General features: G+C 67.1%; 20 protein-coding genes and 3 tRNA genes. All 23 read left to right on the forward strand.

Annotated elements, in window-relative coordinates; all coding sequences use genetic code 11:
- Positions 1-14: 14 nt before the first annotated feature.
- The 23 genes from GF405_07755 to GF405_07865 all read left to right on the forward strand — a co-directional run bounded on the left by GF405_07755 (position 15) and on the right by GF405_07865 (position 26,612).
- A complete protein-coding gene (locus GF405_07755; protein MBD3368051.1) occupies positions 15-992 on the forward strand; it encodes a hypothetical protein in 978 nt (325 codons plus the stop codon).
- Entirely contained in the window at positions 989-1,876 is an 888-nt protein-coding gene (locus tag GF405_07760; protein ID MBD3368052.1) for an AAA family ATPase, read from the forward strand. Before GF405_07755 ends, GF405_07760 begins: the two co-directional genes overlap by 4 nt.
- A gap of 2 nt (positions 1,877-1,878) precedes the next feature.
- Positions 1,879-2,658: a polysaccharide biosynthesis tyrosine autokinase gene (locus tag GF405_07765; protein ID MBD3368053.1), complete on the forward strand. Its 780-nt coding sequence runs from the start codon at positions 1,879-1,881 to the stop codon at positions 2,656-2,658.
- A gap of 84 nt (positions 2,659-2,742) precedes the next feature.
- Complete coding sequence (locus tag GF405_07770) at positions 2,743-4,266, forward strand: hypothetical protein (protein ID MBD3368054.1); 1,524 nt, start codon at positions 2,743-2,745, stop codon at positions 4,264-4,266.
- A gap of 23 nt (positions 4,267-4,289) precedes the next feature.
- Positions 4,290-5,447, forward strand: coding sequence for a glycosyltransferase (locus tag GF405_07775; protein ID MBD3368055.1), 1,158 nt, complete (start codon positions 4,290-4,292; stop codon positions 5,445-5,447).
- On the forward strand, positions 5,444-6,682 hold the full coding sequence (locus tag GF405_07780) for a glycosyltransferase (GenBank protein MBD3368056.1): 1,239 nt from the start codon (positions 5,444-5,446) through the stop codon (positions 6,680-6,682). Before GF405_07775 ends, GF405_07780 begins: the two co-directional genes overlap by 4 nt.
- Positions 6,679-8,979, forward strand: a complete 2,301-nt coding sequence (locus tag GF405_07785; protein MBD3368057.1) for a hypothetical protein — start codon at positions 6,679-6,681, stop codon at positions 8,977-8,979. The genes GF405_07780 and GF405_07785 overlap by 4 nt, the downstream gene beginning before the upstream one ends.
- 16 nt (positions 8,980-8,995) lie before the next feature.
- Complete coding sequence (locus GF405_07790) at positions 8,996-10,321, forward strand: nucleotide sugar dehydrogenase (GenBank protein ID MBD3368058.1); 1,326 nt, start codon at positions 8,996-8,998, stop codon at positions 10,319-10,321.
- 36 nt (positions 10,322-10,357) lie between these two features.
- Positions 10,358-11,623, forward strand: coding sequence for a glycosyltransferase (locus GF405_07795; protein MBD3368059.1), 1,266 nt, complete (start codon positions 10,358-10,360; stop codon positions 11,621-11,623).
- Positions 11,620-12,603, forward strand: a complete 984-nt coding sequence (locus tag GF405_07800; protein MBD3368060.1) for a radical SAM protein — start codon at positions 11,620-11,622, stop codon at positions 12,601-12,603. The genes GF405_07795 and GF405_07800 overlap by 4 nt, the downstream gene beginning before the upstream one ends.
- Before the next feature lie 58 nt (positions 12,604-12,661).
- Positions 12,662-13,876, forward strand: coding sequence for a glycosyltransferase (locus GF405_07805; protein MBD3368061.1), 1,215 nt, complete (start codon positions 12,662-12,664; stop codon positions 13,874-13,876).
- An 8-nt stretch (positions 13,877-13,884) separates the two neighbouring features.
- Entirely contained in the window at positions 13,885-14,970 is a 1,086-nt protein-coding gene (locus tag GF405_07810) for a glycosyltransferase (GenBank protein MBD3368062.1), read from the forward strand.
- Between the two features lie 26 nt (positions 14,971-14,996).
- Entirely contained in the window at positions 14,997-15,890 is an 894-nt protein-coding gene (locus tag GF405_07815; GenBank protein ID MBD3368063.1) for a hypothetical protein, read from the forward strand.
- A 17-nt stretch (positions 15,891-15,907) separates the two neighbouring features.
- Positions 15,908-16,969, forward strand: a complete 1,062-nt coding sequence (locus GF405_07820; protein MBD3368064.1) for an NTP transferase domain-containing protein — start codon at positions 15,908-15,910, stop codon at positions 16,967-16,969.
- A gap of 106 nt (positions 16,970-17,075) precedes the next feature.
- Positions 17,076-18,074, forward strand: a complete 999-nt coding sequence (gene galT, locus GF405_07825) for a galactose-1-phosphate uridylyltransferase (protein MBD3368065.1) — start codon at positions 17,076-17,078, stop codon at positions 18,072-18,074.
- Between the two features lie 51 nt (positions 18,075-18,125).
- A complete protein-coding gene (locus tag GF405_07830) occupies positions 18,126-19,616 on the forward strand; it encodes a glycosyltransferase (protein MBD3368066.1) in 1,491 nt (496 codons plus the stop codon).
- A 134-nt stretch (positions 19,617-19,750) separates the two neighbouring features.
- Positions 19,751-19,825: transfer RNA gene (locus tag GF405_07835), tRNA-Gly, on the forward strand.
- 50 nt (positions 19,826-19,875) lie between these two features.
- Positions 19,876-19,950 (forward strand) — tRNA-Cys (locus GF405_07840).
- A 78-nt stretch (positions 19,951-20,028) separates the two neighbouring features.
- A tRNA-Leu gene (locus GF405_07845) sits at positions 20,029-20,118 on the forward strand.
- 222 nt (positions 20,119-20,340) lie between these two features.
- On the forward strand, positions 20,341-22,515 hold the full coding sequence (locus tag GF405_07850; GenBank protein ID MBD3368067.1) for a hypothetical protein: 2,175 nt from the start codon (positions 20,341-20,343) through the stop codon (positions 22,513-22,515).
- Between the two features lie 115 nt (positions 22,516-22,630).
- On the forward strand, positions 22,631-23,302 hold the full coding sequence (locus tag GF405_07855) for a hypothetical protein (protein ID MBD3368068.1): 672 nt from the start codon (positions 22,631-22,633) through the stop codon (positions 23,300-23,302).
- On the forward strand, positions 23,299-25,194 hold the full coding sequence (locus GF405_07860) for an AAA domain-containing protein (protein ID MBD3368069.1): 1,896 nt from the start codon (positions 23,299-23,301) through the stop codon (positions 25,192-25,194). The genes GF405_07855 and GF405_07860 overlap by 4 nt, the downstream gene beginning before the upstream one ends.
- The gene (locus tag GF405_07865) at positions 25,191-26,612 is read left to right on the forward strand and encodes an aldehyde dehydrogenase family protein (GenBank protein MBD3368070.1); all 1,422 of its coding nucleotides are present in this window, start codon (positions 25,191-25,193) and stop codon (positions 26,610-26,612) included. Before GF405_07860 ends, GF405_07865 begins: the two co-directional genes overlap by 4 nt.
- Positions 26,613-26,619: the final 7 nt, after the last annotated feature.

Here is a 26,619-nt window from a genome sequence, read left to right on the forward strand (position 1 = left end):
AGCCGGAGTCGAACGTGATCGAGATCAGCTACACGCACGTCGATCCGGAACGGGCGGCGCTGGTCGCCAACGCCGTGCTCGACGCCTATCTCGAGGTGCGCAAGACGGTCAATTTCGACTACGAGGCCGTTGAATACCTCGACGCGCAGGCCCGCCGCATCAGGACCGTGATCGACTCGATCGCGACGGAGATCGCCGATGTGGCCGGGGAGTCAGGCATCCTGGCGATCGGCATGAGGGGCCAGCAGCAGATGGACCTCATCGGGAACTTCCTCACGGAGGCAACCGGACTCGATCGCCAGATCACCATGCGAGAGGAACAGCTCGAGCTGCTCGGTGAGTGGCTCGATGAGAACGACGACTTTGACGCGGTGCCGAGCGTCGACATCTACAACGACCCGGCCGTCGTCCAGCTGAAGGAGACCCTGGCCAACCAGCGTGTCAACCTCGCTCAGGCCAGAGCGCGGTATACCCTGGATCATCCGGAGGTGATCAGGCTGGAGCGCCAGGTGGCATCGACGGAGTCGATCATGCGGGACCATGTCAGCGAGGGCTACGACCGCATGGCCATGCGGCTCGCGGAGTGGAAGATCCAGCGTGCCGCGGTACAGGACGTCATCGAGGAACTGCGTTCGGAGGAACCTGAGATCGCAGCCGAGACTATCCGCCTGAGGCTTCTCGAACATGAGATGTCGATCCGGACCGATCTCTACGCCGTGCTGCTCGACCGCCGGGAGCAGTTCCGTATCACGGCCGCGACCGACCCGAACCTCCTGTCGGTCGGCGTTGTCGCGCGCGCATCCGTCCCCGCGACCCCCGTTCGGGCTGCAGTCAACATGACGGTCGTTGTCGCGGTCTTCACGTTCTTCTTCGGAGTGCTGCTCATCTTCGGTATGGAGCGCCTTGACCACTCGCTCGAGCGCCGTGAGGATGTCGAGCGGCTGACCGGTCTCAAGGTAATGGCCTCGATCCCCGAGCGCGGCACGGGATGACGGAGGGCGCCTTGTACACAGGCTTCTATGGACTGACTGAACGTCCCTTCGAGCTCTCTCCCGACCTCAGATACCTCTATCTGAGTGAGAAGCACCGGGACGCGCTCGCGCATCTGACGTACGGTGTCGAGGAACGCCGCGGCTTCGTGCAGCTGACCGGTGAGGTCGGAACCGGCAAGACGACTATGCTCGACGCGCTCGTGCAGGGTCTCGATGCGACCACGAAGGTGGCCTGGCTGACCAACACGACGATCGGTCGGACGGACCTCCTCCGCGCGCTTGCCTGGGAACTCGGCATCGAGGACGTCGGCAAGACGAAGATGGAGATCATGCGTCAGATCTCCGCGCAGCTCGTCAGGTGGACGGCCGACGGCAGGAATGCCGTCTTCGTCGTCGACGAAGGACAGAACCTCTCGAACGCGCTCCTCGAGGAGATCCGTCTGCTGTCGAATCTCCGGGCCATGGGGCGGGCGAGCCTTCAGATCGTGCTGGCCGGTCAGCCGGAGCTTCGAGAAGCGCTCGAACGGCGGGAGCTCAGACAGCTTCGTCAGCGCATCAGCATCCGGTACCATCTGGAGCCCCTGTCGAGGGAAGAGACAGGCAGGTACATCCGTCACCGGCTCGACGTGGCCGGTGTCGGGAAGCGCGAGATCTTCGAACGGAGCGCCATCGACGCGGTACACGAGTACTCGGGCGGCGTCCCGCGTCTCGTGAACGTCATCTGTGACAACGCGCTTCTGTCGGGCTACGCCGACGAACTGACGTGGATCGGGCGCAGGACCATCCGCGAGACGGTCGAGGCCCTCGATACCCGCCGGCGCGCGCCGTCCGACTGGACGTTCCGAGCCGCGGAGCAGACCGCAGCCGAGGTGGAGCGAGGCTGATTATGGGCAGCAAGATATCCAAGGCCATGGATCGCTCGAGACGTGAGAGCGACCGGGAGCCGAAGGCTCCGAAAGACAGGGCGTACGGTACCTCCGCATCGGAGGTCCAGACGCCCCGCATCAGGCCGCCGATCAGTCCGACTCCCGAGGTTCGTCCGTCAGACAGTGAGGAGTACCAGACGCTGGCATCTGAGGTATTCCTCGCTCTGCCCGAGACGGACTCCCGCGTCGTGATGTTCACAAGCGCCCAGGTCGGCACCGGCACCAGTACGGTGGCGCGGGAGTTCGCCTGGACCATCGCAGAACGGAGCGAGCTACGGACCCTTCTCGTCGATGGTGACCTGAGGGCGCCCGACCAGCACCGGGCCTTCAGCATCGAGCGCTCGCCAGGTCTCACGGACCACGTGCTCGGAGGCGAGCCCCTTGGCTCCTGTCTTCACAACCTGAGCGGCAGCAGGCTCTCCGTGATGCCGGCCGGGCGAGAAGCCATGGCGCCTCCTCGCGTCTTCGGCGATGAGCGCATCAAGGGGCTCATCGAGGAACTCCGGGACGAATACGAGTACATCGTGTTCGACGTCCCCGCGGTTCTCTCGTACTCCGAGGGATTCACGCTCTCTCGTTCAGTCGACGGGGTTCTCCTCGTCGTCAGGTCCGGAGGCACGAAACGGGCCCTTGTTGAGCGCTCGATCGCTCTTCTGGAGGACGCCGGAGCAACTGTTCTAGGGGCCGTTCTGAACCGCAGGAAGTTCTACATCCCTCAGTTCGTCTACGATCGCCTCTAGCAACCAAGACGGTCGCGCTGTCCCCGCCGGGGGTGCGGTCGACCGCCGACCGTCGGCGGGCGGACTGAGGGACCGGGAGGCGACGTGGCGAACCACGTTCGACGGACACCGAAACGTGCTGCAGACGTACCGGGCAGCGACCGCCAGCTTATCGTCATGGTCGGCGCGCTGCTGGTCTACGTCGTCATCGCCTGGATCCTCCTGACGCAGATCCGGCTTCCGAGCGCCATGCACCTCATCGTGATGGTGATGGCCCTGGGAATCCTCGTCATGACCGCCCTGCGCGTCGAACTCGGCGTGTTCGGCCTTGCCCTCATCCTTCCGTTCTCGCGACCCGGCTTCACGCTCGGCGAGCTGGACCTCTTCCACGTCAGCGGGTTCAACGTAGCGCTTGTGGGCGTCTTTCTTGCCTACACGCTGCGCTACTTCCTGGACGACTCGTTCGCCGAGGGACATCCCTTCATCAGGAGCACGAGGGTCGATGCCCTCATTCTCGTCTTCGGCGCGCTCTACGTCTTCGCGTCGCTCGCGGCCTTCAACTACAATGAGACGATACTCCAGCGGACGATGCTGGGTGTCGCCATCAAGGCCCAGCTTCTCCAGATCCTGTGGTTCTATCTGCTCGTCTCCATCATGAGAAGGCCGGAGGACGTCCGCAGCGTCGTGATCGCCTTCGCGATCGCGGGGTTCCTCGCAGCGTCCATCGGTATGTTCGATCGCATCACCGGAGGAAGCCGCCAGATCACGGCGGGTACGCAGGCCGAGCAACTCGCAGCCGGCGCCGGGGGAAGGCTCCGGGGTGGGTGGTTCGGGCTCGGCCATCCCAACATGTTCGGCGGTCTGCTGCTTCTGACAATGCCGTATTGGTTTTTCATGGTGAGCCATCTTCAGAACGCATGGCGGCGCCTCGCTGCAGAGGCCGCGGTCACCATCAGCTTTCTTGGTCTGCTCTTCACGTATTCGAGAAGCGCCTGGATCGGGTCGCTTGCAGGTCTCGGTCTCGTCGGTCTGGCCGATCGTCGGTCGCTCAAGCGGATCCTCCTCTTCGGCATCCTCTTCCTCGTCATCGCCCAGGGGACGGTCTACGTGACGACCGGTCGCTCCCTCGCCGACGTCGTAGTGAGCCGCTTCGAGCAGCTCGAGGAGAGCGGCTTCTCCTCGAGGCCCGACATCTACGCTTCAGCCGCGGCCGTGGTCGCGTCGCATCCGTGGTTCGGCGTCGGGCCTGGCATGTTCCGGTATCACGCGCCGCAGACAGCGACGGGATTCGTACCTCAGCATGCCCACAACGCTTTCTATCAATACGCCGCGGAGGTCGGGGTTCCGGCAGCCGCGATCTTCGTCGCGCTCTACTTCTTCCTGGTGAACCTGGCGCGGAAGAACCTGAGGCTCGTGCCGCGGGCGCCCGACCATGCTTTCCTGGCACTGGGCTCGGGAGCGGCTCTCATCGGCATCGGGGCCCAGATGATGGTGGTCGAGGTCTTCCAGCAGGAGATCCTCGGCTTCGGGTTCTACGCGCTGGCCGCCGTCATCGTCACGCTGAACCGGATGCGGAATGAGGGGGTCTTCGACATGCCGGCAACCGAATCATCGGGGACCGGACACTGACCCGCTCCGTTCCGGGAGTGACCATGATGCCGACCGGCGGAGACATCGCGTTCGTCACCGACGCCCGGGCCTGGGGGGGAGCCGAGATCTACCTCTCCCGCATCATGTCCGCACTCAACGACTCAGGGTGGCGCGTGACGCTCGTCGCATCCGACCGGGAAGAGGTCGACGGATGGTTGGCGTCGGTCGAGTCCGACGGCGTCCGCGTCGTCCGGGCGGCGCCCCACCGCGAGATCGACCGACGGGCGGTCGAGCGTTTCTCGGAGCTTCTGAGAGGATTCCCGCTGGTCCACGTGAACAAGACTGCGCCACGGAACAGCCTGCCGGTCATCCCGGCCGCGCGTCGCGCCGGGGCGCGGCATCTCGTGACGACCGAGCACATCGTCAGGCCGCCCGTCTCGCACTATCCGCTGGGAGCCACGGTGCTGACCGGGCTCGTGCGGCGAACGAACCGCATGGTCGACAGGATCATCGTGGTGTCGGAGGACAGCAGGCGAAGATATCTCAGGAGCTATCGCCCGCCGGCCGACAAGGTCGTCGCCATCCACAACGGAATCGACCTCACGCGCTTCCAGAAGGTCGGTCCGCGCGACGAGGTGCGGGCCGAGCTCGGGCTCGATGCGTCCGATCTTGCCGCGACCGTCGTCGGCCGTCTGACGCCCGGCAAGGGCCACGACACGCTGCTCGACGCGGCGCCGGCCGTGCTCGAGGCCGTGCCGTCGCTGAGGCTGCTGCTCGTCGGGAACGGCCCCCTGGAGGAGGAGACGCGGGCGCGGGCGGACGCCCTCGGCCTTGGGGAGCGCGTGCTCTTCACGGGGTTCCGCGACGACGTCCCAGATCTCCTGGCGGCCTCCGACCTCTTCGTCCTGCCGTCGCACGGGGAGAGCTTCCCCCTGACGGTGCTCGAGGCGATGGCGGCCGGGCTGCCGGTGATCGCCAGCGACGTCGGCGGGATCTGCGAGGCCGTCGATCACGGCCGGTCCGGTCTGCTGGTGCCGGCGGCCGAACCCGAGGCGCTCGCCGACGCGCTCCGGCGTCTCGGAGGCGACGCCGGGCTTCGGCGGGAGATGGGAGAGAGGGGACGCGTCAGGGTCGAGCGCGACTTCGACGAACGACGGTCGATCGAGGCGGTTCGCAGTCTGTACGAAGATCTCGACGATGCCGATGGAGGCCGCCCGTGACGACACCTCTGAAGGTCCTCTCCATAAACCAGTTCTTCTATCCCGACAGCTACGGCGGCGTCGAGCGCGTCGCGCACGAGACGCTTCGGAGGCTCGTGGAGCGCGGGCACAGTGTGCAGCTCGTGGGGCAGCGCCTCCGCTCCGAGCCGCCCGATGTCGAGACCGTCGACGGGATCGTCGTCAATCGCTACGGCAGCATCGACAACAGCAGGAAGTTCGGGGGGAGAACGCTGGCCGCGCTCTTCGGAGCCCGGGGCGTGCTCAGGCGCCTCGCCCGGACGGGGGACTTCGACGTCGTCCTGGCGCATCACTACTTTCCCTACTACGCCTACGCGGGGGTGACGGGCGCTCCGAGGACGCCCGAGGTCATGACGTTCCACGCCTCGTACTGGCAGGAGCTCAGGCTCGAGGGTGCCGACCGGAACATCGGCAAGCCCCTGGAGTCGGTCCTCTTCGGAGGACTCTCGCGCAGGGCGGAAGCGTCCTGTCTGAAGCGTGCCGACAGCGTCATCGTCCTGAGCGACTTCTCCAGAGAACAGCTCGGGAGCTACTACCCGTTCGCTCTCGGGAAGGTCGTCAAGATACCCGGCGGCGTCGACCTGGAGCGTTTCCGCCCGGCCGACGACCGCGCCCGGCTCCGCGAGAGACTCGGACTGCCCGGCGACAGGCAGGTGCTCTTCACCGCGAGAAGACTCGTGCCCAGGATGGGGCTCGAGAACCTCGTCGACGCGTTCGGCGGCGTCCTCGATTCACACCCGGACACCCTCCTCGTGATCGCGGGCAAGGGGCGGCTCCGCGAGCCGCTCCTCGAGCGGGGACGCGAGCTGGGTCTGGCTGACCGGCTCAGGCTCGTCGGGTTCGTCGAGGACGACGAACTGGTGTCGTACTACCAGGCGGCCGACCTCTTCGTGCTGCCGTCGCTCGCCTTCGAGGGGTTCGGGATGGTGACGCTCGAGGCGCTCGCGTGCGGCACACCGGCGGTCGGCACGCCGATCGGCGCGACGCCCGAGCTTCTCAAGCCGCTCGCGGGCCAGCTGGTGCTCGGAGGCACGGATGCCGTCGCCATCAGGCGGGGACTCTCCGCCGTGCTCGAGTGGCTCTCGGACGAGGAGGCCGCGCGGGCGCTCCGGCAGCAGTGCCGCCGCTACGTGGAGCGACGCTACGGGTGGGATGTCTCCGTCGACCGGCTCGAGGAACTCCTGCTGGAGCTGCACTCGAGAGGACCGCGGCGATGAGCGGCTCGCGACGCACGCGGTGGCTCGTCCGGCGGGCGGCGGCCATGGGGCCGGCGGAGCTCGGCCTCCGGCTCTCCCGCGGACTGAGGGACAGGATGCGCCGGCGTTCTTCGCCCGTGCCGCAGGAAGAGCTCCTGAGCTTGAGACAGGCTCTCGGCGGCCGCGATGTCGCAGATGCCCGCGGAATGCTGCGGGAACGTCTCAGGCCCTGGAACGCGCGAGGTCACCCTGCCGACGTGCGCGAGACGCTCGCCGGCCTCGGGGTCCCCGTCGAGGAGACGACGCGGGAAGCCGACAGGATCCTGGAAGGCTCCCTGCCGGCGTTCGGCCACACGAGACTCGATGTCGGACCGGAGCCGGACTGGCACCGCGACCCGGCTTCGGGGCTCGAGTGGCCGCGCGACGTCTGGTGGAGCAGGGTCGACTTCCGATTCGACCCGGACGTCGACGACCCGCGATACGTGTGGGAGGTCAACCGCCATCTCCACCTCGCCGCGCTCGCGAGGGCGTACACACTGACGGCCGACGAACGGTACGCCGCCGCCGTGTGGCGGCAGATGTCGGACTGGGTACGGCGAAACCCGCCTCACTTCGGCATCAACTGGTCGAGCGCGCTCGAGGTGGCGATCAGACTGATATCGTGGACGCTCTCGCTCGGTCTCGTGGGGCCCGACGGAGCGTCCGACGACGATGTGGAGGGGGTTCTGACAAGCTGTTCGTTGCAGGCCCGTCACGTGTCTGATAACCTGACAGTCTATGGTTCGTCGAGGAACAACCACCTGATCGGGGAGGCCGCCGGGCTGCTGGCGGCCGGTGTCGCGTTGCCGTTCCTCGAGGGAGCCTCGACATGGACGGCGAAGGCGAGGGAGGTGCTCGAGCGGGAGATTCCCGCCCAGATCGCGGACGACGGGATCTCGCTCGAGCAGACGTTCCACTATCAGGTCTTCGTCATCGAGTTCGCCCTCGTGGCGATCGCGTGCGCGCGGGCGATGGGCAGTGAGATGTCGGCCCGCTTCACCGAACGCGTCGGAGCCGCCGCGACCGCCCTTACCGTGCTCGCCGACGGCGCCGCCGCGCCCCCGAGCGTCGGCGACGAGGACGGCGGAAGGGCGTATCTTCTCGACGACCGGCCGGAGCGGCAGTCCCGCGCCGCCGCGGCGGCCGTGCTCCTGGCGGCCGGCAGGAAGCTCCCGGAGGACGTCGACCCGGCGGACCTCGCTTCCTCCGTGTGGGTTCTGGGGAGCGAGCCGGTTCGCGGGGCGCTCGAGGGACGGAGGGCCGCGGGCGGAGGACCGTCGAGGGCATATCCGGACGGCGGCTACTTCGTGCTGGGCGACGGACGCGCGCACGGCGTTGTGGACTGCGGTCCCCTGGGACTCGGGTCGATCGCCGCGCACGGACACGCGGACTGTCTGTCGCTCGAGGTGGCCCGCGACGGCGACTGGCTCGTCGTCGACCCCGGGACGTACTGCTACCATCGCGAGCGTCGATGGCGGGACCACTTCCGCTCGACGCGCGCGCACAACACGGTGACCGTCGACGGACGGGACCAGTCGGAGATGCTCGGGCCGTTCCTGTGGGGGGCCCGAGCGGGCGCGAGAGCGGTCTTCTGGTCGGCGGAGCGGCTGCCGGCGATCTTCTGCGGCTCGCACGACGGCTACCGGAGCAGCCTCGGGACGCTTCACAGGAGGACCGTACTCCTGCTGCGGTCCGGTGTCTGGGTCGTCGTCGACACAGTGGAGGGCGACGGCGACCACGAGGTGTGCGCCACCTTCCAGCTCGCCCCCGGGCTTGAGCTCGAGGGAAGCGGGGAGGGGTTGTCACGCCGCTTCGCGGCATCGGACGGACGGCGGCTGGCGTTCGTCTTCTCGGGACCCGAGGGAACGGACACGGAGGTCACGGCCGGGCTCGAGGACCCACCGACAGGATGGGTCTCCGAGGGCTTCGGTCACAGGACGCCGGCGACGGCCCTGGTCGCGAGGACGGAAGGAACGCTGCCAGTGACGCTGGCGACCGTCGTGCTGGCCGGCGTCGACGCGGATGTTGCGGCGTCCGCGGCTCCCGAGGGAACGGGGGCGATGATCGAGATACGGAGCGGCGCGGATGTCGAGCGCGTGCTCGCGGGGACATACAGAGGCGGCGCGACGGTCTTCCAGGGGCTCGCGGGATACGCTGGTCCGTTCGGAGCAGACCGTGACGTGCTGGGGGCGGACGTCGTGAAGTGGGGAGAGGACGGCCGCGCCGTGGACTTCGAGCCCGTCCGGAACGAGCTTCGGCCGGGAACGGGACTGCAATGAGGGGAGACACCGAGACATGAAGGTCAGCGTTCTGGGACTGGGCTACGTCGGTTGCGTGTCGGCAGCGTGTCTTTCCGAGATGGGGCACACGGTCGTCGGGCTCGATGTGGATGAACACAAGACGTCGCTCATTCGAGACGGCAAGAGCCCGATCGTCGAACCGGGGCTTCCGGAGCTCATCGCGAAGGGCGTCGCGTCGGGCGGACTGACGGCGACCACCGACTACGAGGAGGCGGTCAACGGGACGGAGATATCGCTCGTCTGTGTCGGGACCCCCTCGGCCGAGTCGGGCAGCCCGAACCTCGAGTACACCGAGAGGGTCTGTCACCAGATCGGCGAGGTCATCAGAAGGGGAAGCGACTTCCACACCGTCGTTTTCCGGAGCACGATCCCTCCGGGCACGGTCGAGGACCGGCTGATGCCCCTCATCGAGGAGGCGTCCGGGTCGAAGGAGGGCGAACGCTTCGGCGTGTGCTTCAACCCCGAGTTCCTCCGGGAGGCCTCCGCCGTCAAGGACTTCTACCATCCGCCGAAGATCGTCATAGGCGAGCGCACCCCGGGCAGCCGCGCGGGTGACGCCCTGGCGAAGCTCTACGAACCGATCGACGCTCCGATGGTCCGGACCGACGTCAGGGTGTCTGAGATGGTCAAGTACGCCGACAACTGCTTCCACGCCATCAAGGTCTGCTTCGCGAATGAGATCGGGAATCTGTCGAAGGCCGTCGGAGTCCCGGACAGTCACAAGGTCATGGAGATCTTCTGTCTGGACACGCAGCTCAACCTCTCGCCGTACTACCTGAAGCCCGGATTCGCCTTCGGCGGCTCGTGCCTTCCGAAGGACCTGCGGGCGGTCGTCCGGATGAGCAAGGAGACCGGCGTGGAGTGCCCCGTGCTCTCCGCGGCGACGCCCTCGAACGACCTTCAGATCGAGCGCGCCATCGAGATGATCAGAAACACGGGTAAGCGCCGAGTCGGAGTCCTCGGTATGAGCTTCAAGGCCGGAACCGACGATCTCAGAGAGAGCCCGATCGTCCAGGTCGTCGGCACGCTCATCGGCAAGGGCTACGAGCTGTCGATCTTCGACAAGAACATCTCGTGGGAGGCGCTCTTCGGCTCGAACCTCGGCTTCCTCGAGCACGAGCTGCCGTACGCGCAGCGGCTCAAGGCGGACACGATCGACGAGGTCATTGAACGCTCTGACGTGATCGTCGTGGCGAACGGTTCGGACGAGTTCAAGGACGTGCCGGGACGACTCGGCAGGGACAAGACGGTCGTCGACCTCGTTCGGATCATCGACGATCCATCGACGCTCGAGTGCAAATACATGGGGATCGCCTGGTAGCACAGGGCGGCCCGAACGTACGGCAATGGAGGCGACATGCCTCGCGGGAAGCGCATCCTGATCATCGTCGAGAACCTGCCGGTTCCGTTCGACCGGCGCGTCTGGCTCGAGTCGACCACGCTCAAGGAGGCCGGCTACGAGGTCAGCGTCATCTGCCCGATGGGAAGCAAGTACCCGGAGGCGTATGAGGAGCTGGAGGGGATCCGCATCTACCGATATCCGCCTCCTCCGCCGACGACGACCAAGCTCTCGTACGCGTGGGAGTTCCCATACTGCTGGTTCCAGACCCTCAGGCTCGCCGGGCGTGTCGCCCGCGAGACCGGGTTCGACGCGATCCACGCGTGCAATCCACCGGACACCTTCTTCCTGATCGGTTTCATCTACAAGCTGTTGCGAGGGGCCCGGTTCGTCTACGACCAGCACGACCTCTGTCCCGAACTCTACCTCTCGCGGTTCGGCGGTCGTCGGGCGTTCTTCTTCTCACTGCTCCGCTCTCTCGAGTGGGCAACGTACAGAACGGCCGACATGATCATATCGACCAACGAATCGTATCGGGAGCACGCTGTCGAGGTAGGAGGCTTCGACCGGGACATGACGTTCGTGGTCAGGAGCGGCCCGCTGCTGTCGCGCTTCCGGCCGGTCGAGCCCGAGCCGGAGCTCAAGCGGGGCAGAAAGCACCTCGTGTGCTACCTCGGGGTCATGGCGCCGCAGGACGGTGTTGACTATCTTCTCCGCGCGATCCGACATGTGGTCGATGTCGTCGGCAGGAAGAACATCCACTTCGTGCTGATCGGCTCCGGCGACTCGTTCGACGACATCAAGGGCCTGCGGGACGACCTCGGGCTCACCGAGTACGTCGAGATGACCGGGCGGATATCGGACGCCGACGTCCAGCGCTATCTTTCGACCGCGGACCTGTGCGTCTGTCCCGACCCGAACAACCCGCTGAACGACGTATCGACGATGAACAAGGTGCTCGAGTACATGACCTTCGGACGCCCGATGGTCTCATTCGACCTGAAGGAGAGCCGGTACTCTGCTCAGGACGGAGCGCTCTACGCGACGCCGAACGACGAGATCGAGTTCGGCGAGCGCATCATCCAGCTCCTCGACGACCGCGAGCTGGCGGGGAAGATGGGGGAGGCCAACCGGGAACGGATCGTGAACAAGCTCTCCTGGGAGCACACGGGTCGCGAGGTGGTCCGTGCGTACGACGCGCTCTTCGGTATCACGGACGTCGAGGTTCCCGTGCCGGGTGCGTCGCGGAGCGAGGGCGGCGAAGAGGCGGGGAGCGCCTCGTGAGCGGCCCCCTCGGGTGCGTTGCGGCCGTCACCTATCGCTGCAACTCCAGGTGTACGATGTGCGACATCTGGAGGACCGACGCGCGAGCGGGCGACGAACTCGAGCCCGAGGCGTACCGGTGGCTTCCGGATTCGCTGACCTCGATCAACGTCAGCGGGGGCGAGCCTTACCTTCGGGACGACCTTCCTGAGGTCGTCTCGGTCATGCGCGATGCGTGTCCCCGGGCCCGCATCGTCGTGTCGACGAACGGGCTGACCCCGGAGCGGATCACCGGGATGACGGCCCGCATGCCCGGGGTGGCCGTCAGGGTGTCGCTCGACGCGGCCGGACCGCTCCACGACGAGATCCGCGGGATCGAGGGCGCCTACGAGTCGGTGCTCGAGACCGTACGGCTGTTGAAGGACTCCGGCGTCGAGGACCTGGGACTGGCGGCGACGTCGACCGAGGCGCACGCGGACGAGCTTCTCGGCGTGAAGAGCCTGGCGGATGAACTCGGTATCAGGTTCATCGCGAGCGCCGCGCACAGCTCGCCGATCTTCTTCGGCGACCACGAGAGCGAGCGGCCGCACTCCGAAAAGTCCGCCCGCGCGTTCGGGCGTCTGATGCGTGAGGACCTGAACTCGCCCAGGCCGAGGGACTGGGCGCGGGCGTACTACTGGCGCGGAGTGGTCGACTATGTGCGCGGACGTCCGCGCCGTCTCGGGTGCGGGGCCGGCACTTACTTTTTCTTCCTCGACCCGTGGGGTGACGTCTATCCGTGCAATGTCGGCGGTACGAGGATGGGGAACATCAGAGATGGGTCGTTCGCGGAGCTCAGACGCCGGACCCGGAACGAGGTGGGGGAGGCGGTCGCGAACTGCCCTCATCAGTGCTGGATGGTCTGCACGGTGACGCCCCCGATGAGGCGGCGGCCGCTCGGACCGATCGCTTGGATCGCCGGCGCGAAGCTCTTCGGCATCGGTCGCGGGAGCGGGCGCTGACCTGCGGCCGGGGCGTGACGGAGACGAACCTCCTGAGGAACGTGAGGCCCTGACAGCCATGAAGGTGCTTGCCGCCAACAAGTACTACTTCGTCAAGGGAGGCGCGGAGCGCTACTTCTTCGAGCTGTCGAGGATCCTCGCGGAGCACGGGCACGAGATCGTGCCGTTCGCGATGGACGACGAGCGGAACGAGGCGACGCCGTGGAGCAGGTACTTCGTCTCACACGAGCCTTTCGAGAACGGGACCCCGGTCCTCGGCAGGCTTGCGGCCGCGGGGCGCGTGCTCTACTCCTGGGAGGCGAGACGGAAGATCGAGCGGCTCGTGGACCGGACGGAGCCGGATGTCGCGCACCTGCACAACATCGCGCACCAGCTTTCGCCGTCGATTCTCCACGGGCTGGCGTCACGCGGCGTCCCGATCGTTCAGACGCTGCACGACTACAAGCTCGTCTGTCCCAACTACCAGATGTTCGTCGACGGGGCCACGTGTGAGCGCTGCGAGACGTTCAGATACTACCGGGCCATCGCGCACCGGTGCATGCGGGGAAGCCTGCTGGCGAGCACCCTGGTGGCTCTGGAGGCATACGTCCACCGGATCATGGGGACGTACCTCGAGAACGTCGACCTTTTCATCGCGCCGTCGCGGTCGCTGCGCGACCGTATGATCGCGCACGGCGTGCCGGGCGAGCAGATCGTCCACATGCCGTACTCGATAGCGCTCGACGAGTACGAGCCGCGTCATGAGCCGCAGAACTACGGAGTCTGTTTCGGCCGCCTGTCCGGCGGAAAGGGCCTGCGCACGCTGGTCGAGGCGCTCAGGAAGGTCCCGGAGCTTCCGTTCAGGATCGTCGGCAGCGGCCCGATGAGGGAGGAACTCGAGCGACTGGCCGCCGGTCTCGACCATGTCGAGTTCACCGGGTACATGACAGGAGAGCGGCTCCATCGTGTCGTTGCGGACGCCCTCTTCGCGGTCGTGCCCTCGGAGTGCTACGAGAACTCGCCGCTCGCGGTCTACGAGTCGTTCGCCCTGGGCACGCCGGTCATCGGCTCGACGATCGGCGGCATTCCGGAGCTCGTGACGCACGGCGAGTGCGGGCTCCACTTTCCCACGGGCGACGCGGAGGCCCTGGCGGAGGCGATGCGCGACCTCTCGGCCGACAGGGGCCGTGCGGTCGAGATGGGGCGCGCAGCGCGCAGAAGGGTCGAGACGGAGTACGGACCGGCCCGTCACTACGAACTGATCACCTCGATCTACGAGAGGGTCACACAGTGAAGATCGCAATGCTCGGACAGAAAGGCATCCCCGCGACCTTCGGCGGCATCGAGCGCCACGTCGAGGAGCTGGCCACACGACTCGTGGAGCGCGGGCACGAGGTGACTGTCTACTGCAGACCGTACTACACGAAGATCCGCGGAGACTACCGCGGTGTCCGCCTCGTCGTCCTCCCGAGCATTCGAACGAAGCACCTCGACACGGCGACGCACTGCGCCGCGTGCATGCCTCACATCCTCTCGGAGGACTACGACATCGTCCATCTCCACGCGCTCGGCCCGTCGCTCTTCGCCGGCATGTCGAAGTGGGCTGGAGCGAAGAGCGTCGTGACCGTGCACGGTCTCGACTGGCAGAGGGAGAAGTGGGGCGACTTCGCGACCTGGATACTCAAGCGGTGCGAGTACACGTCGGTCTGGTTCCCGAACAGGACGATCGTCGTGTCGAAGGCCCTGCGTGAGTACTTCAATCAGTCGCGGGGCGTGACCGTGACCTACATCCCGAACGGCACCGTGCTGCCGCACGTCCGCGAGCCGGAGAAGATCAGGGAACTCGGGATTGAGCCGGGCAGGTACGTCCTCTTCGTCGGCCGCCTCGTCCCGGAGAAGGGATGTCACTATCTTCTGGACGCGTGGAGGAACGTCGACTCGGATCTCGAACTCATCATCGCGGGCGGAACCAGCTTCTCGACCGACTACGTTGAGAAGCTCCACGAGATGGGCGACGAACGGACGCGGTTCCTCGGATACGTCTACGGCGACGTTCTCGACGAGCTCTACTCCAACGCGCGTGTCTTCGTACTGCCGTCCGACATCGAGGGACTGCCGATCGCACTGCTCGAGGCCATGAGCTTCGGGAACTGCTGTCTGACGAGCGACATTCCGGAGAACCTCGAGGTCATCGGCGACTGTGGGGCCACCTTCCGGAAGGGAGACGTCGCGGACCTCTCGAACAAGCTCCAGCGGCTTCTCGGGAACTCGGAGAGCTGCCACGCGATGGGCGACCGGGCGCGGCGCCACGTGCTCGAGACGTACGACTGGGACGGTGTCACGCTGCACACCGAGGCCATCTACTACACGATGCTCCGGGGCTTCTAGACCGGAGTTCCGAGGAGGACGACCTGGTGGACATAGCCTGTCGTCTCGAAACCGAACGCGAGGCCGTCGAGGCCCTGCTCGACCGGTGGCTTCCTCCGGAGGGGGAGTATCCGGAGCGCATTCACGAGGCCATCAGATACTCGGCCCTCGGCGGCGGCAAACGTCTGAGACCGATCATCATGCTGGCGGCGGTGCGGGCCGTCGGCGGCGACCCCGATCTCGTCGTCCCGTCGGCTTGCGCGGTCGAGTACGTGCACTGCTGTTCGCTCGTTCTCGACGATCTCCCCTCGATGGACGATGCTGCGATGCGCAGAGGAAAGCCGACCACACACCGCGTCTTCGGGTCCGCGACCGCGATCCTCGCCGCCGACGCGCTGCTGATGCACTCGTTCAAGCTCCTTGCCGAGAACGGCGTCTCGGTCGACGCCGACGGTCCGACGCTGGCGTCGGCCGTCAGGGAGCTGGCGACCGCCGTCGGTTCGTACGGCATGGTGGGCGGACAGCATGTCGACCTCGAGACCGCCGCCCATGCCTCGATCGCTCCCGAGACCCTCGAGTACATCCAGAGCCGCAAGACGGGGGCGCTCTTCGTCGCATCGGCGCGGATCGGACCGCTGCTTCTGGGAGCCCCTCCCGAGATGCTCGCCGACCTCGAGACCTACGCCCGCAGCCTCGGGCTCGCTTACCAGATCGTCGACGACATACTCGACGCCGAGGGCGACGTCGAGACTCTCGGGAAGGACGTGGGCCGGGACGCGGACACGAGGAAGAAGACCTTCGTGACCGTGCACGGCGTCGACGAGGCGCGTCGCGCGGCGCGTGAGCTCGCCGGGGCTGCCGAGCGCGCGATCGACGGGTGGTCCGGAACCGCTGATCCGCTGAGAGAGATCGCTGTCTACTGCGTCGAACGAACCGCCTGAGGGACCCCGGGGGACCGATGCGTCACGCTGTGATACTGGCCGGAGGATGGGGAGAGCGGCTCTGGCCGCTCTCGACCAGGGAGCGTCCGAAGCAGCTGCTCCCGCTCGTCGGCGACCGGGCGCTCGTGCGACAGACGCTCGAGCGCGTGGCGCCGTTGACGTCGCTCGAGACGTCGCTCGTGCTGACCGGCGGGACGCTGCGTGCCCCTATGGCCAGGGAGCTTCCGGAGATTCCCGGGGCGCGGATCATCGGAGAGCCGGTAGGGAGGAACACGGCTCCGGCTATCGCTCTCGCCGCCCTGCTTCTCGTCCGCGAGGATCCGGACGCCGTCCTGATCGTGCTGCCGGCCGATCACATCGTGAAGGACGAGCGCGCCTTTCAGAGGACGCTCGGACTGGCATGCGAGGCGGCGGAGGCCGAGCGCGCGCTGGTCACGCTCGGCATCGAGCCGACACGCCCGGAGACGGAGTACGGCTACATTCTGAAGGGCCCGGCCTCATCGCTCCCGGGCGTTCACGTGGTCGAGCGCTTCGTCGAGAAGCCCGACGTCGCCACGGCGAGGGCCTACCTCGACGAGGGCGGCTATCTCTGGAACAGCGGCATGTTCGTCTGGAGAGCCGACCGGTTTCTCGAGGAGACCGAGCGGCGGCTTCCCGACGTGGCCCGCGCGCTGTCGCGTGTCGAGTCGGAGCCGGGCGACCGGGACTTCGACGACGTGCTGGGCGCCTATTATGAAGACTGCCCGTCGGTCTCCGTCGACTACGGGGTCATGGAGAAGGCGTCCGAGGTGCTCGTGGTCCCCGCATCGTTCGGATGGGACGACGTCGGTGCGTGGTCGGCGATGCCGCGCATCTGGGAGGCCGACGAGGCGGGCAACGTCGTACGGGGCGATGCGGTCGTCCACGACGCGTCGAACTGCGTGGTCGACGCCGAGGACGGGATCGTGGGCGTCGTCGGCGTCAGCGATCTCGTCGTCGTCAGGACCGGGGATGCGACCCTCGTATGCCCGAAGGACCGGGCGAGGGACGTGCGTGAGATCGTGCGCGCGCTTCGTGAGAGGGGACCAGCGGGGGAGTGACGACCACATTCGGGCTGCTTGACCCCCGGACCCGATTCTGCTATCCATCCAACTTCGAGGCGTATCGAGCCGAAGGCCCCCGAAGGGGGCACCACAAGGAGACCTGATGCCGCAACTCAGGAAGGACCCCGTTCTCGGACGCTGGGTCATCATATCCACGGAGCGGGGCAAGAGACCGACGGACTTCGCCACCGAGCCCGAGGCGAGGAAGGGCGGTTTCTGTCCGTTCTGCTCGGGAAACGAGGACAAGACACCCCGCGAGGTCCTGTCGTACCGTGACGAGGGCACGAAGCCCGACTCTCCCGGGTGGAAGGTGCGGGTCGTGCCCAACAAGTTTCCCGCTCTCGCCATCGAGGGTGACCTCGACAGGGCGGGCGAGGGCATGTACGACAAGATGAACGGCGTCGGCGCTCACGAGGTCGTGATCGAGACACCGGCGCACGACAAGACTCTCGCCGATCTGCCTGTCGAACACGTCGCACTTGTCGTCAAGGCGACACAGGAGCGCATGGTCGATCTGCAGGGCGATACGCGCTTCAGGTACATCCAGCTCTTCAGGAACAGGGGAAGCGCAGCAGGTGCGTCGCTCGAACATCCGCACTCACAGATGATCGCGCTGCCGATTCTCCCGAAGCGGCTGATCGAGGAGCTGTCGGGGAGCAAGAAGTACTACGCGTACAAGGAACGCTGCGTGTTCTGCGACATGGTGGCGCAGGAGACGCGCGACGGCACGCGCATCATCTCGGAGAACGAGCTCTTCATCGCCGCGGCACCGTTCGCAGCGCGGTTTCCCTTCGAGGTCTGGATCATGCCCCGCGACCACATGCCTTCCTACGACGTCATGGATCAGAGCACGCGCGTGGCCTACGCGTCGATCCTCAGGGACACGCTCCGGCGGGTCAACGGGGCGCTCAACAATCCGCCCTACAACCTCATCGTTCACACGTCGCCGACGGGTGAGCGTGATCTCAAGTACTACCACTGGCACGTGGAGTTGATGCCCAAGCTGACGAAGATCGCGGGCTTCGAATGGGGGTCCGGCTTCTACATCAACCCGACGCCTCCCGAGGAGGCGGCCGGGTATCTGAGGGACGTTTCCATCTAGCCGGCGACGGTCTGTGCTGCCGCGTCGGAACAGAACGAGGAGGTCGCTTTCGTGAGGATCGTCATCGCCGCCGCCGAGGTGGCTCCGTTCGCCCGTGTCGGCGGTCTCTCGGACGTCGCAGGCGCCCTGTCGAAGGAGATCGCGGCCCGGGGGCACGAGGTCTCTGTCTTCCTTCCGAAGTACGCGGCCATCGACGAGGAACGGTACGCGCTCGAGCCCGTGTCGGGCGCGGGGCCGCTCGATGTCCCGATGGGGGACGGACGCGAGCGCTGTCGGCTCTTTCGCGGCTCGATGCCGGGGGCCGACGCGGTCGCCGTCTACTTCGTCGAGCACCCGGGTTTCTTCGAGCGCGAGGGCATCTACGTCGACCCGGAGACCGGACACGGCTACCCCGACGAGGTCGAGCGTTATGCGCTCTTCGGCAGGGCGGTTCTCGAGAGCATTCTCGCTCTGGAACTCGAGCCCGACTGCATCCACCTGAACGACCACCATACGGCGCTCGTGCTGGCCTATCTGAGGGAGGTCTACGGGGACAACGCGGTGCTGCAGCGCGCGGGGACGGTGTTCAGCATCCACAACCTCGGCTACCAGGGACCTTTCGACCCGTCGCTCCTCCCGCGGCTCGGACTTCCCGAGTCGCTGGCTGAGCCCGGCGGCCCGTACGAGTTCCACGGCATGGTCAACAACATGAAGGTCGGGATCGAACTCGCCGACTACGTCAACACGGTGAGCCGGCGCTACGCCGAGGAGATCTCCAGTCTTCCGGAGTACGGGCTGGGCCTCGAGGACGTGCTCGGTGAGAGACGGAAGAACGGCAGGCTCGTAGGCATTCTGAACGGCGTCGACTACTCCGTCTGGGACCCGTCAGTCGACGACCTGATCCCCGCCCGGTACGGCCCCGGCGACCTGGCCGGCAAGCACCGGTGCAAGGCCGCGCTCCTCGAGCGCGCCGGGTTGCCTCCCGACGGCAAGACGCCGCTCATCGGCATCGTGTCCAGGCTCGCGGACCAGAAGGGCTTCGACCTGCTCCGCGAGGTCGGCGACGACATTCCGGCGCTCGGCGCCGGTCTCGTCGTCCTCGGTACCGGGCAGCCGGAGTACCACACGTTCCTTGAGGAGCTGGCGAAGCGCCACCCGGAGAGGGTCTCGGCGAACCTGACGTTCAACAACGAGTTCGCTCACTGGATCGAGGCCGGGTCGGACATGTTCCTGATGCCCTCACGGTACGAGCCGTGCGGTCTGAACCAGATGTACAGCCTTCGATACGGAACGGTTCCGGTCGTGCGCGAGACGGGCGGGCTGGCCGATACGGTCGCCGACTATGACCCGGCGACCGACGAGGGAACAGGCTTCGTCTTCCAGGAGTACGATGCAGCGGCCATGCTCGACGCCATCCGTCGCGCCGTCGAGACCTACGCGGACGCCGCGGTATGGTCGCGGATCGTCGAGCGGGGGATGGCGGCCGACTTCGGCTGGGCCGTCTCGGCGGAGCGTTACGAGGAGCTCTACGGCCGGGCGAAGGAGGCGGCCGGGACGCGTTGAGGCGCTTCCGGCCCCTCACCGAGGCTCGGGTCTGCGCCCGGCGGTGTTTCCTGAAGAGCCCAGCGGGTGGGCGGTTCTTCGGGACTTGACACCCCGGGGGCCAGTGTCTATACTCTCGTATGTGTGCGCATAGCGCGGGAATAGCTCAGTGGTAGAGCGCCACCTTGCCAAGGTGGATGTCGCGGGTTCGAGCCCCGTTTCCCGCTCCAGATAGCAGCGAGGGCAGGGGGCGGATTCGTCGTCCCCTGTTCTCACGACAGGCGGCGTAGCCAAGAGGCTAAGGCAGAGGATTGCAAATCCTTGATCACCGGTTCGAATCCGGTCGCCGCCTCCATCGTTTGCTCCAGTTCGCCGCCGGCGCCTCGGGATCTCCCGGTCCCATGACGTGCCGGCGGTGCTCGTATGGCCGCCTGCCGGGGTGGCGAAACTGGTAGACGCATCGGACTTAAAATCCGTCGAGGCGTCATGCCTCGTGCCGGTTCGAGCCCGGCCCCCGGCACCAGCGGCGGCCTGAAGGGCGCCCCGCCCTCTCGTACCCGCATGCCGCCCGCTCCCGGGCGACGCCCCGCGACATCGTCACCATCCTGTCCAAAGAGGTCCGCAAGCGGAAGAGCCCCTTCCTGTGGTGCCTTTCGTGTCGATTGTTACTTGCCAGATGGCATAAGACTTGCAGCTCCGGCAAGGTAGCGGATCACGGTACGGACCATCCGACGGAGGTGGCGGGATGAGGGGCAGCACACGGACGCTTGTAGCGGGACGGACGGACATCCGTGCTCTGATCATGTGGACGGCGGCGGCTCTGGCGCTCGTGGCGCTCCTGTGGCCGGTCGACGCGCGAGGCGGCGGCTACCCGAGGCTCGCCAACATCTACTTCGGCTCGCTCGCTACGACTGACCTTGAGAAGCTCGCCCGGTGGGACGTCCTCGTGCTGGGGAAGCGCGCCGAGGACCTTCATCGTGAGGAGGTTGCGGAGCTTCGTCAGCTGAACCCCGACATCACGATCCTCGCGCACATGGCCGTGTCGTATCACGGAGGCTACGAGGAACCGCCGATCAACGGCGAACTGCTGGCGAAGATCGAGGCGGAGGACTGGTGGCTCAGAGACACGGCCGGAAGCGGAATCCGTCCCGGCTTCCCGGCTACCGTACTCAACCTGACGACCTGGTGCCAGCCGGACAGCGACGGGAAGATGCTGTGCGAGTGGCTCCCCGAGTACATCAACGAGAAGCTCGGCCCGGGGGGCATCTGGGACGGCGTCTACCTCGACTGCTGCTGGGAGCGTGTCGCATGGGTCAACGGGGCCATCGATGCGAACGGGAACGGACTCCCCGACGATGCGGACGAGCTGAACGAGAACTGGCGCGAGGGACTGGGCATCGCCGTGGCTCGCCTTCGCGAGCTGGTCGGTCGCGACTACGCGATCGTGACGAACGGGAACAACACCCTCTACGACCACTGCAACGGCGGGACGCGGGAGAACTTCCCTGAGATGCACGGCGGCTGGCTGGACAACGTCCTCCACGCCGAGCACGGGTACCGGGCGCTCGACGCCCGCTACAGGGACCCGGCGATCAACATCATCAACTCGATCTGGGAGGGCGCGGCCACAGCGAGCGGTCCCGTGTCCTCGAGCCGGGCGGAGAAAGAGCTCAGGCTGGGACTGACCAGCACGCTGGTCTTCGGCGACGGCTATTTCTCGTTCGACGGTGGAGACGGTCTGCCGTGTCACAGCCAGCTGTGGTGGCACGAGCTCTACGACATCGAGCTCGGGGAGCCGCTCGGACGCGCCGTCCCCGTCTCGGCCTATCCGGGCGACGCCGGCTGGCTCGATCTCGGTGACATGCTGCGGCTGAGGCGCTTCGAGAAGGGCGTGGCCGTCGTCAACCCGAGCATGTCGTCGCAGACGATCGATCTCGGCGGCTTCTACTTCGACAGAGAGAGCTGGAACGGCGAGTTCTACCCGCAGAGCGGCGTCATGCAGCACGTGACGGTCGACGCCGTGTCGGGCGAGATCCTCGTCGGACGGGGGCGACTCCTCGTCGGCGTCGCCGACGTCACGTACAGCGTTCCCGAGAGGGGAGGCATCGCGCTCGACTGGGAGGAGGTTCCTGGAGCGACTGGCTACAGCGTGTACCGCGAGAACTACAGAGGACCGGGGTACTCCTCGAGGCAGCTTCTCGGTGTCGTCGCGACGACGTCCTACACAGACGGACGCGCGAAGGCCGACGGGAACTACCGCTACTACGTTGCCCCGATCGACGAGTTCCGCTGTGAGGGTCGGCTGTCCCGTCCGATCGAAGTGACGGCAGCTATGGGGAGCGACCTGTCTATCCTGCTCATGGTCGATGAGCCGGACGGGCTGCTGGCCCTCACGTGGACCGTGCCCGACGTGGCCGACGATCTGTCGATCGACCTCGTTCGCTTCGACGACAGGGGCGACGTGGAGATCATTGGAAACATCGAGCCGGACGAGCGCGGGCGGGCCCGCTACGTCGATGCTGACGTCGAGCCCGGCGCGTCCTACGAATACAGACTCGTCGCGAGCGACGGGAGCGCCGAGCTCGTGCTCGGCAGCGCCCGGGCGACCGCGCCCGAGCAGCGCACGACGCGGACCGCGCTCCACGCCCCGAGCCCGAATCCCGTCAGGGGTTCGACCTCGATAGCTTTCGAGATCGCGGACGACGAGCGATGGGGCAGCACCCCGACGACGCTGACCATCTACGACGTGTCGGGCCGTGTCGTTAAACGCCTCGTCGACGGGGACATGCCCTCCGGCAGGCACCAGGTCTCGTGGGACAGCCGGAACGAGGACGGTCACAGGGTCGCCTCCGGCTGCTATCTGTATGCGCTGACGGCCGGCTCGGAACACCGAACGGGCCAGCTCGTCGTTCTCCGCTAGCGTTCTCAGCAGGACACCCTCCACAGAACCAGGATCCGAGAGGCGAGGCTTCACCCGACCGGTCGAGAGGGCGCCCGTTGGACGGCTGCGCCCGCCTTGACAGCGGGGCGGGGCGGTGCTAGCGTACACCGCATTCCACGACGGCTCGCTCGTCGGCGGTCTGGAGGGTGTTTCCATGAACGGTGTCGATCTTGTCATCCTCGTCATCCTCCTCATTGGGATCGTGGGCGGGCTCGCCCGCGGGTTCGTCAGGGGCCTTCTCGGTCTGGTCGGCCTCGCGCTGGGCGTTCTGCTTGCGGCCGCGCACCACGGCTGGGTCGCGAACACGCTGCTCGGGTTCATTCCTGGAGAGAGGGCGTCGGCGGTCGTCGCTTTCATCCTCATCTTCATCGCCGTCGTCGTCGTGGTGGGGCTCATCGCCGTAGCCATCACGAAGGCCCTGAGGCTCGTTGCTCTCGGATGGCTCGACCGGCTCGCCGGGGGTGCCCTCGGACTGCTGATGTCGGCCATCGTGGCCGGTCTCCTTCTGCTCCTCGCCGTCATGGCCGGGTTCGACGAGAACGAGGCCATCGTCCAGTCGCGGCTCGCGCCGCGCGTGTTCCGCGTGACCGACGCCATCGTGTCGATGGTGCCGAGCGAGGCGCGCGAGACCTTCGAGGACGGGTACCTCAAACTCAGACTGCGATGGGAGCGCGCGCAGAGCCGCAGGGAGCGGCTCGTGCACTCCGTTGAGCTCCGGTCCGGTGAGGACCCGGAGTCGCGGTCCCGTGGAGGAACATCCATATGATCGAACGTCCGGACGGCGACGAGCCGGGGCAGGGGAACGGACGGAACGAGAGACCACGGACATCGGCACCCGGAGACGATGAGAGCGCGGCCGAACAGCCGGGCGGCCAGAGCGTGCTCGAGACGCTCGGCATCGACCTGACCGAGCAGGCTCTCGCCGCGAGAGAGCTTTCGCTCGACGGAGGTCTCTGGGAGAACCAGATTCGGCGCCTCAAGGAGATCCTGGGGCGCCGTTTCGGTCACTCGGCGGTGCTCATCGGGCCCGAAGGCGTCGGGAAGCGCGCCCTCGTTGCCGAGGTAGCCCGCCATATCGCCGCAGGGCGCGTCCCTGGACGGCTGGCCGGCCGCAGGATCATCGAACTACCGTTCCACCGCGTGCTGGCCGCGCTCAGGACGGCCGGGGATTTCGAGAAGATCGTCTTCGCCGCGCTCAGAGAGGCAGCGGCGCGCGACGATGTCCTCCTGTTCATCGACGGCATCACACACTTCATGGGCGGCGTCGGACGCGGCGAGAATCTCACGAACGCGGCCTACGCGATCGAGATGGGCTGCCATCAGCCGGGACTCTATCTGATCGGGAGCGCGACGCCGGAGCGCCTCCGTGAAGCGTCCAGGACGATGCCCTGGTGCGCGACCCTTCTGACGCCCGTCATCGTTCCTGAGCCGAAGAGAGAGGCCGCCGTCGAGCTGCTCGCGATCCCGGCGTCGCGTCTGTCGGAGTACCACGGCGTCGGAATCGACCGGGAGGTCATCGAGGCGGCCGTCGATCTCTCGAACTACTACATCAGAGAGCTTGTCCTTCCGGGGAAGGCCGAGTCGCTGATCGACCGGGCGGCGTCCCGCGCCGAACTGAGGAAGGCCGAGGGGGCGGACCCCGTCGCCGTTACGCGCGGCGACGTCACCGAGGCGCTCTCCGAGTGGGTCGGGATCCCGGCGGGGAAGCTCGCCGGACCGGGCGAGGGTCGCGAGCTTCTCGGGCTCGAGGAGGCGCTCTCCCGCCGGATCAAGGGACAGGACCACTGTATCAGGAAGCTCGCCGACGTCATCCGCGTCGCCAAACTCGGGCTCGACGCCAGACCCGGTCGCCCGGACGGGGTCTTTCTCTTCGTCGGTCCGCCCGGCGTCGGTAAGAGCGAGCTCTCTCGGGTTCTTGCCGACGAACTCTACGGCGCCGACGCGGGCCTCTTCGAGTACAACATGGCTCGGTACGGTGACGACGACGCGCTCCCGCGGCTCATCGGCCTGAGGGTCGCCGACGTGGACTACAAGGGAGACCTGACGACGGCCGTTGCCGCGCACCCGCACTGCGTCGTGGTGCTGGAGAACATAGAGCGGTCGAGCAGCGACGTTGCCGTGATGCTGATGCAGCTCTTTCGCCACGGGACCGTGCGGGATGCGTCCGGGGCGGACGTCTCATTCAGTCACGCCACGATCATCATGACGACGAACTCCGAGAACATACGGCCGGCCGTGCCGGACGAGGGAAGCGCCGTGGGATTCGGCGCCGTCGATCGGGCCGACAGGGACCGGGATCTCGAGGACGTGCGCGAGGCCGTCGAACGCTTCTTCCCGCCGGAGTTCATGGACGGCGTCGACGAGGTACTGCTTTTCGACCATCTCACCGACTCGGTCCTGAGGGACATCGTCCAGCTTCATCTCGAGGACATATCGCAGCGGCTCGCGGGCCGTTCGATCGAGCTCTCGGTCAGCGAGTCCGCGGTCGCCCGGCTCGTGGAGAAGGGGCACAGCCGCGAATACGGGGCCCGCAACCTCGGGAGAACGGTCGAGGGTCTGGTGCTGAAACCGCTCGCACGCTTCCTGCTTGCCCATCCCGCGGTCGACGCCGTCTCGGTCAGAACGGTCGAGGGGGACATTGAAGTGGGGGCGTCGTGAGGTCGATCATTGCAGGCCGCGACCAGGGGTCCGGTCCGGTTCTCAGGGTGCTCAACCCCCGCGACGGGTCGGTCGTCGAGGAGGTCGCGACCGTGACGCGGTCCGAGGCGCTCTCTGCGCTCGAGGCCGCGGAGTGCGGGGCGGCCGCGATGGGGAGCACGAGCAGATACGAACGCGCCGCCGTACTGCGCCGCGCCGCTCGGCTCCTCGAGGAGCGGGCCGGCGCCTTCGCCGAGACGCTCGCCCTCGAGGTCGGTAAGACGCTCGGGGAGGCCGAGGGCGAGGTGGCGAGGGCCGTGGAGACCTTCACAGTGTCCTCCGAGGAGGCGCGGAGACTCGCCGGTGAGATCGTCCCGTTCGACGGCGCGCCGACGGGCGCAGGTCGCTTCGGTTTCGCCGTTCGCGTACCGCTCGGCATCGTCGTCGCCATCACCCCGTTCAACTTCCCCCTCAACCTGGCGGCGCACAAGGTAGCCCCGGCGCTGGCGGCGGGGAACGCGGTCGTTCTGAAGCCGGCCTCGGCGACGCCGCTCGCCGGTCTCAAAATGGCCCGACTGCTGTACGATGCCGGACTTCCTCCCGAGGCGCTCTCGGTCGTCGTCGGAGAGGGGAGCGCCGTCGGGGGAGCACTGGTCGAGGACCCGCGCCCGCGCATGGTGACCTTCACGGGCAGCGTAGACGTCGGCCGGGCCATTCAGCGCCGGGCCGGTCTCAAGAAGACGGCGATGGAGCTCGGTTCGAACTCCGCCGTCGTGGTTACGGAGTCTGCGTCGATCGCGTCGTGCGTCGACCGGATCGTGCTCGGCGCATTCGCCCTGGCCGGTCAGGTGTGCATCTCGGTCCAGCGCGTGCTCGTCCACGAGTCGCTCTTCGACGAGTTCGTGTCGGAAGCCGCGTCGCGCGCAGCGGCTCTCGTCGTCGGAGACCAGCTCGACGAGGGGACCGACGTCGGTCCCATGATCACGCCGGGGGAGGCTGAGCGTGCCGAGGGCTGGATCGAGGAGGCGCGGAGCGCGGGCGCCCGCGTTGTCACGGGCGGTGAGCGGGACAACGCGTTCGTGACGCCGGCCGTCATCGCCGGGCCGCCGGAGGAGGTCCGGCTGTGGCGCGAGGAGGCGTTCGCGCCGGTACTCTGCGTCCGCAGTTTCCGGACCTTCGACGAGGCGATCGACTCCGTCAACCGGTCCCGCTTCGGGCTGCAGGCGGGGGTCTACACGGAGCGATGGGACGAGGCTCTCGAGGCGTCCCGGAGGATCCGTGCGGGCGGCGTCATGATCAACGACGTACCGACCTTCCGGGTGGACCTCATGCCGTACGGCGGGGAGAAGGACAGCGGTCTGGGCCGGGAGGGGCCGCGGTACGCCGTGCGGGAGATGAGCGAGCTCAGGACGGTCGCCTTCCGCGGCGGGGACCGCTAGGAGCCCC

This window comes from Candidatus Effluviviaceae Genus V sp., from assembly GCA_014728125.1.
Classification (GTDB): Bacteria; Joyebacterota; Joyebacteria; order Joyebacterales; family Joyebacteraceae; genus WJMD01.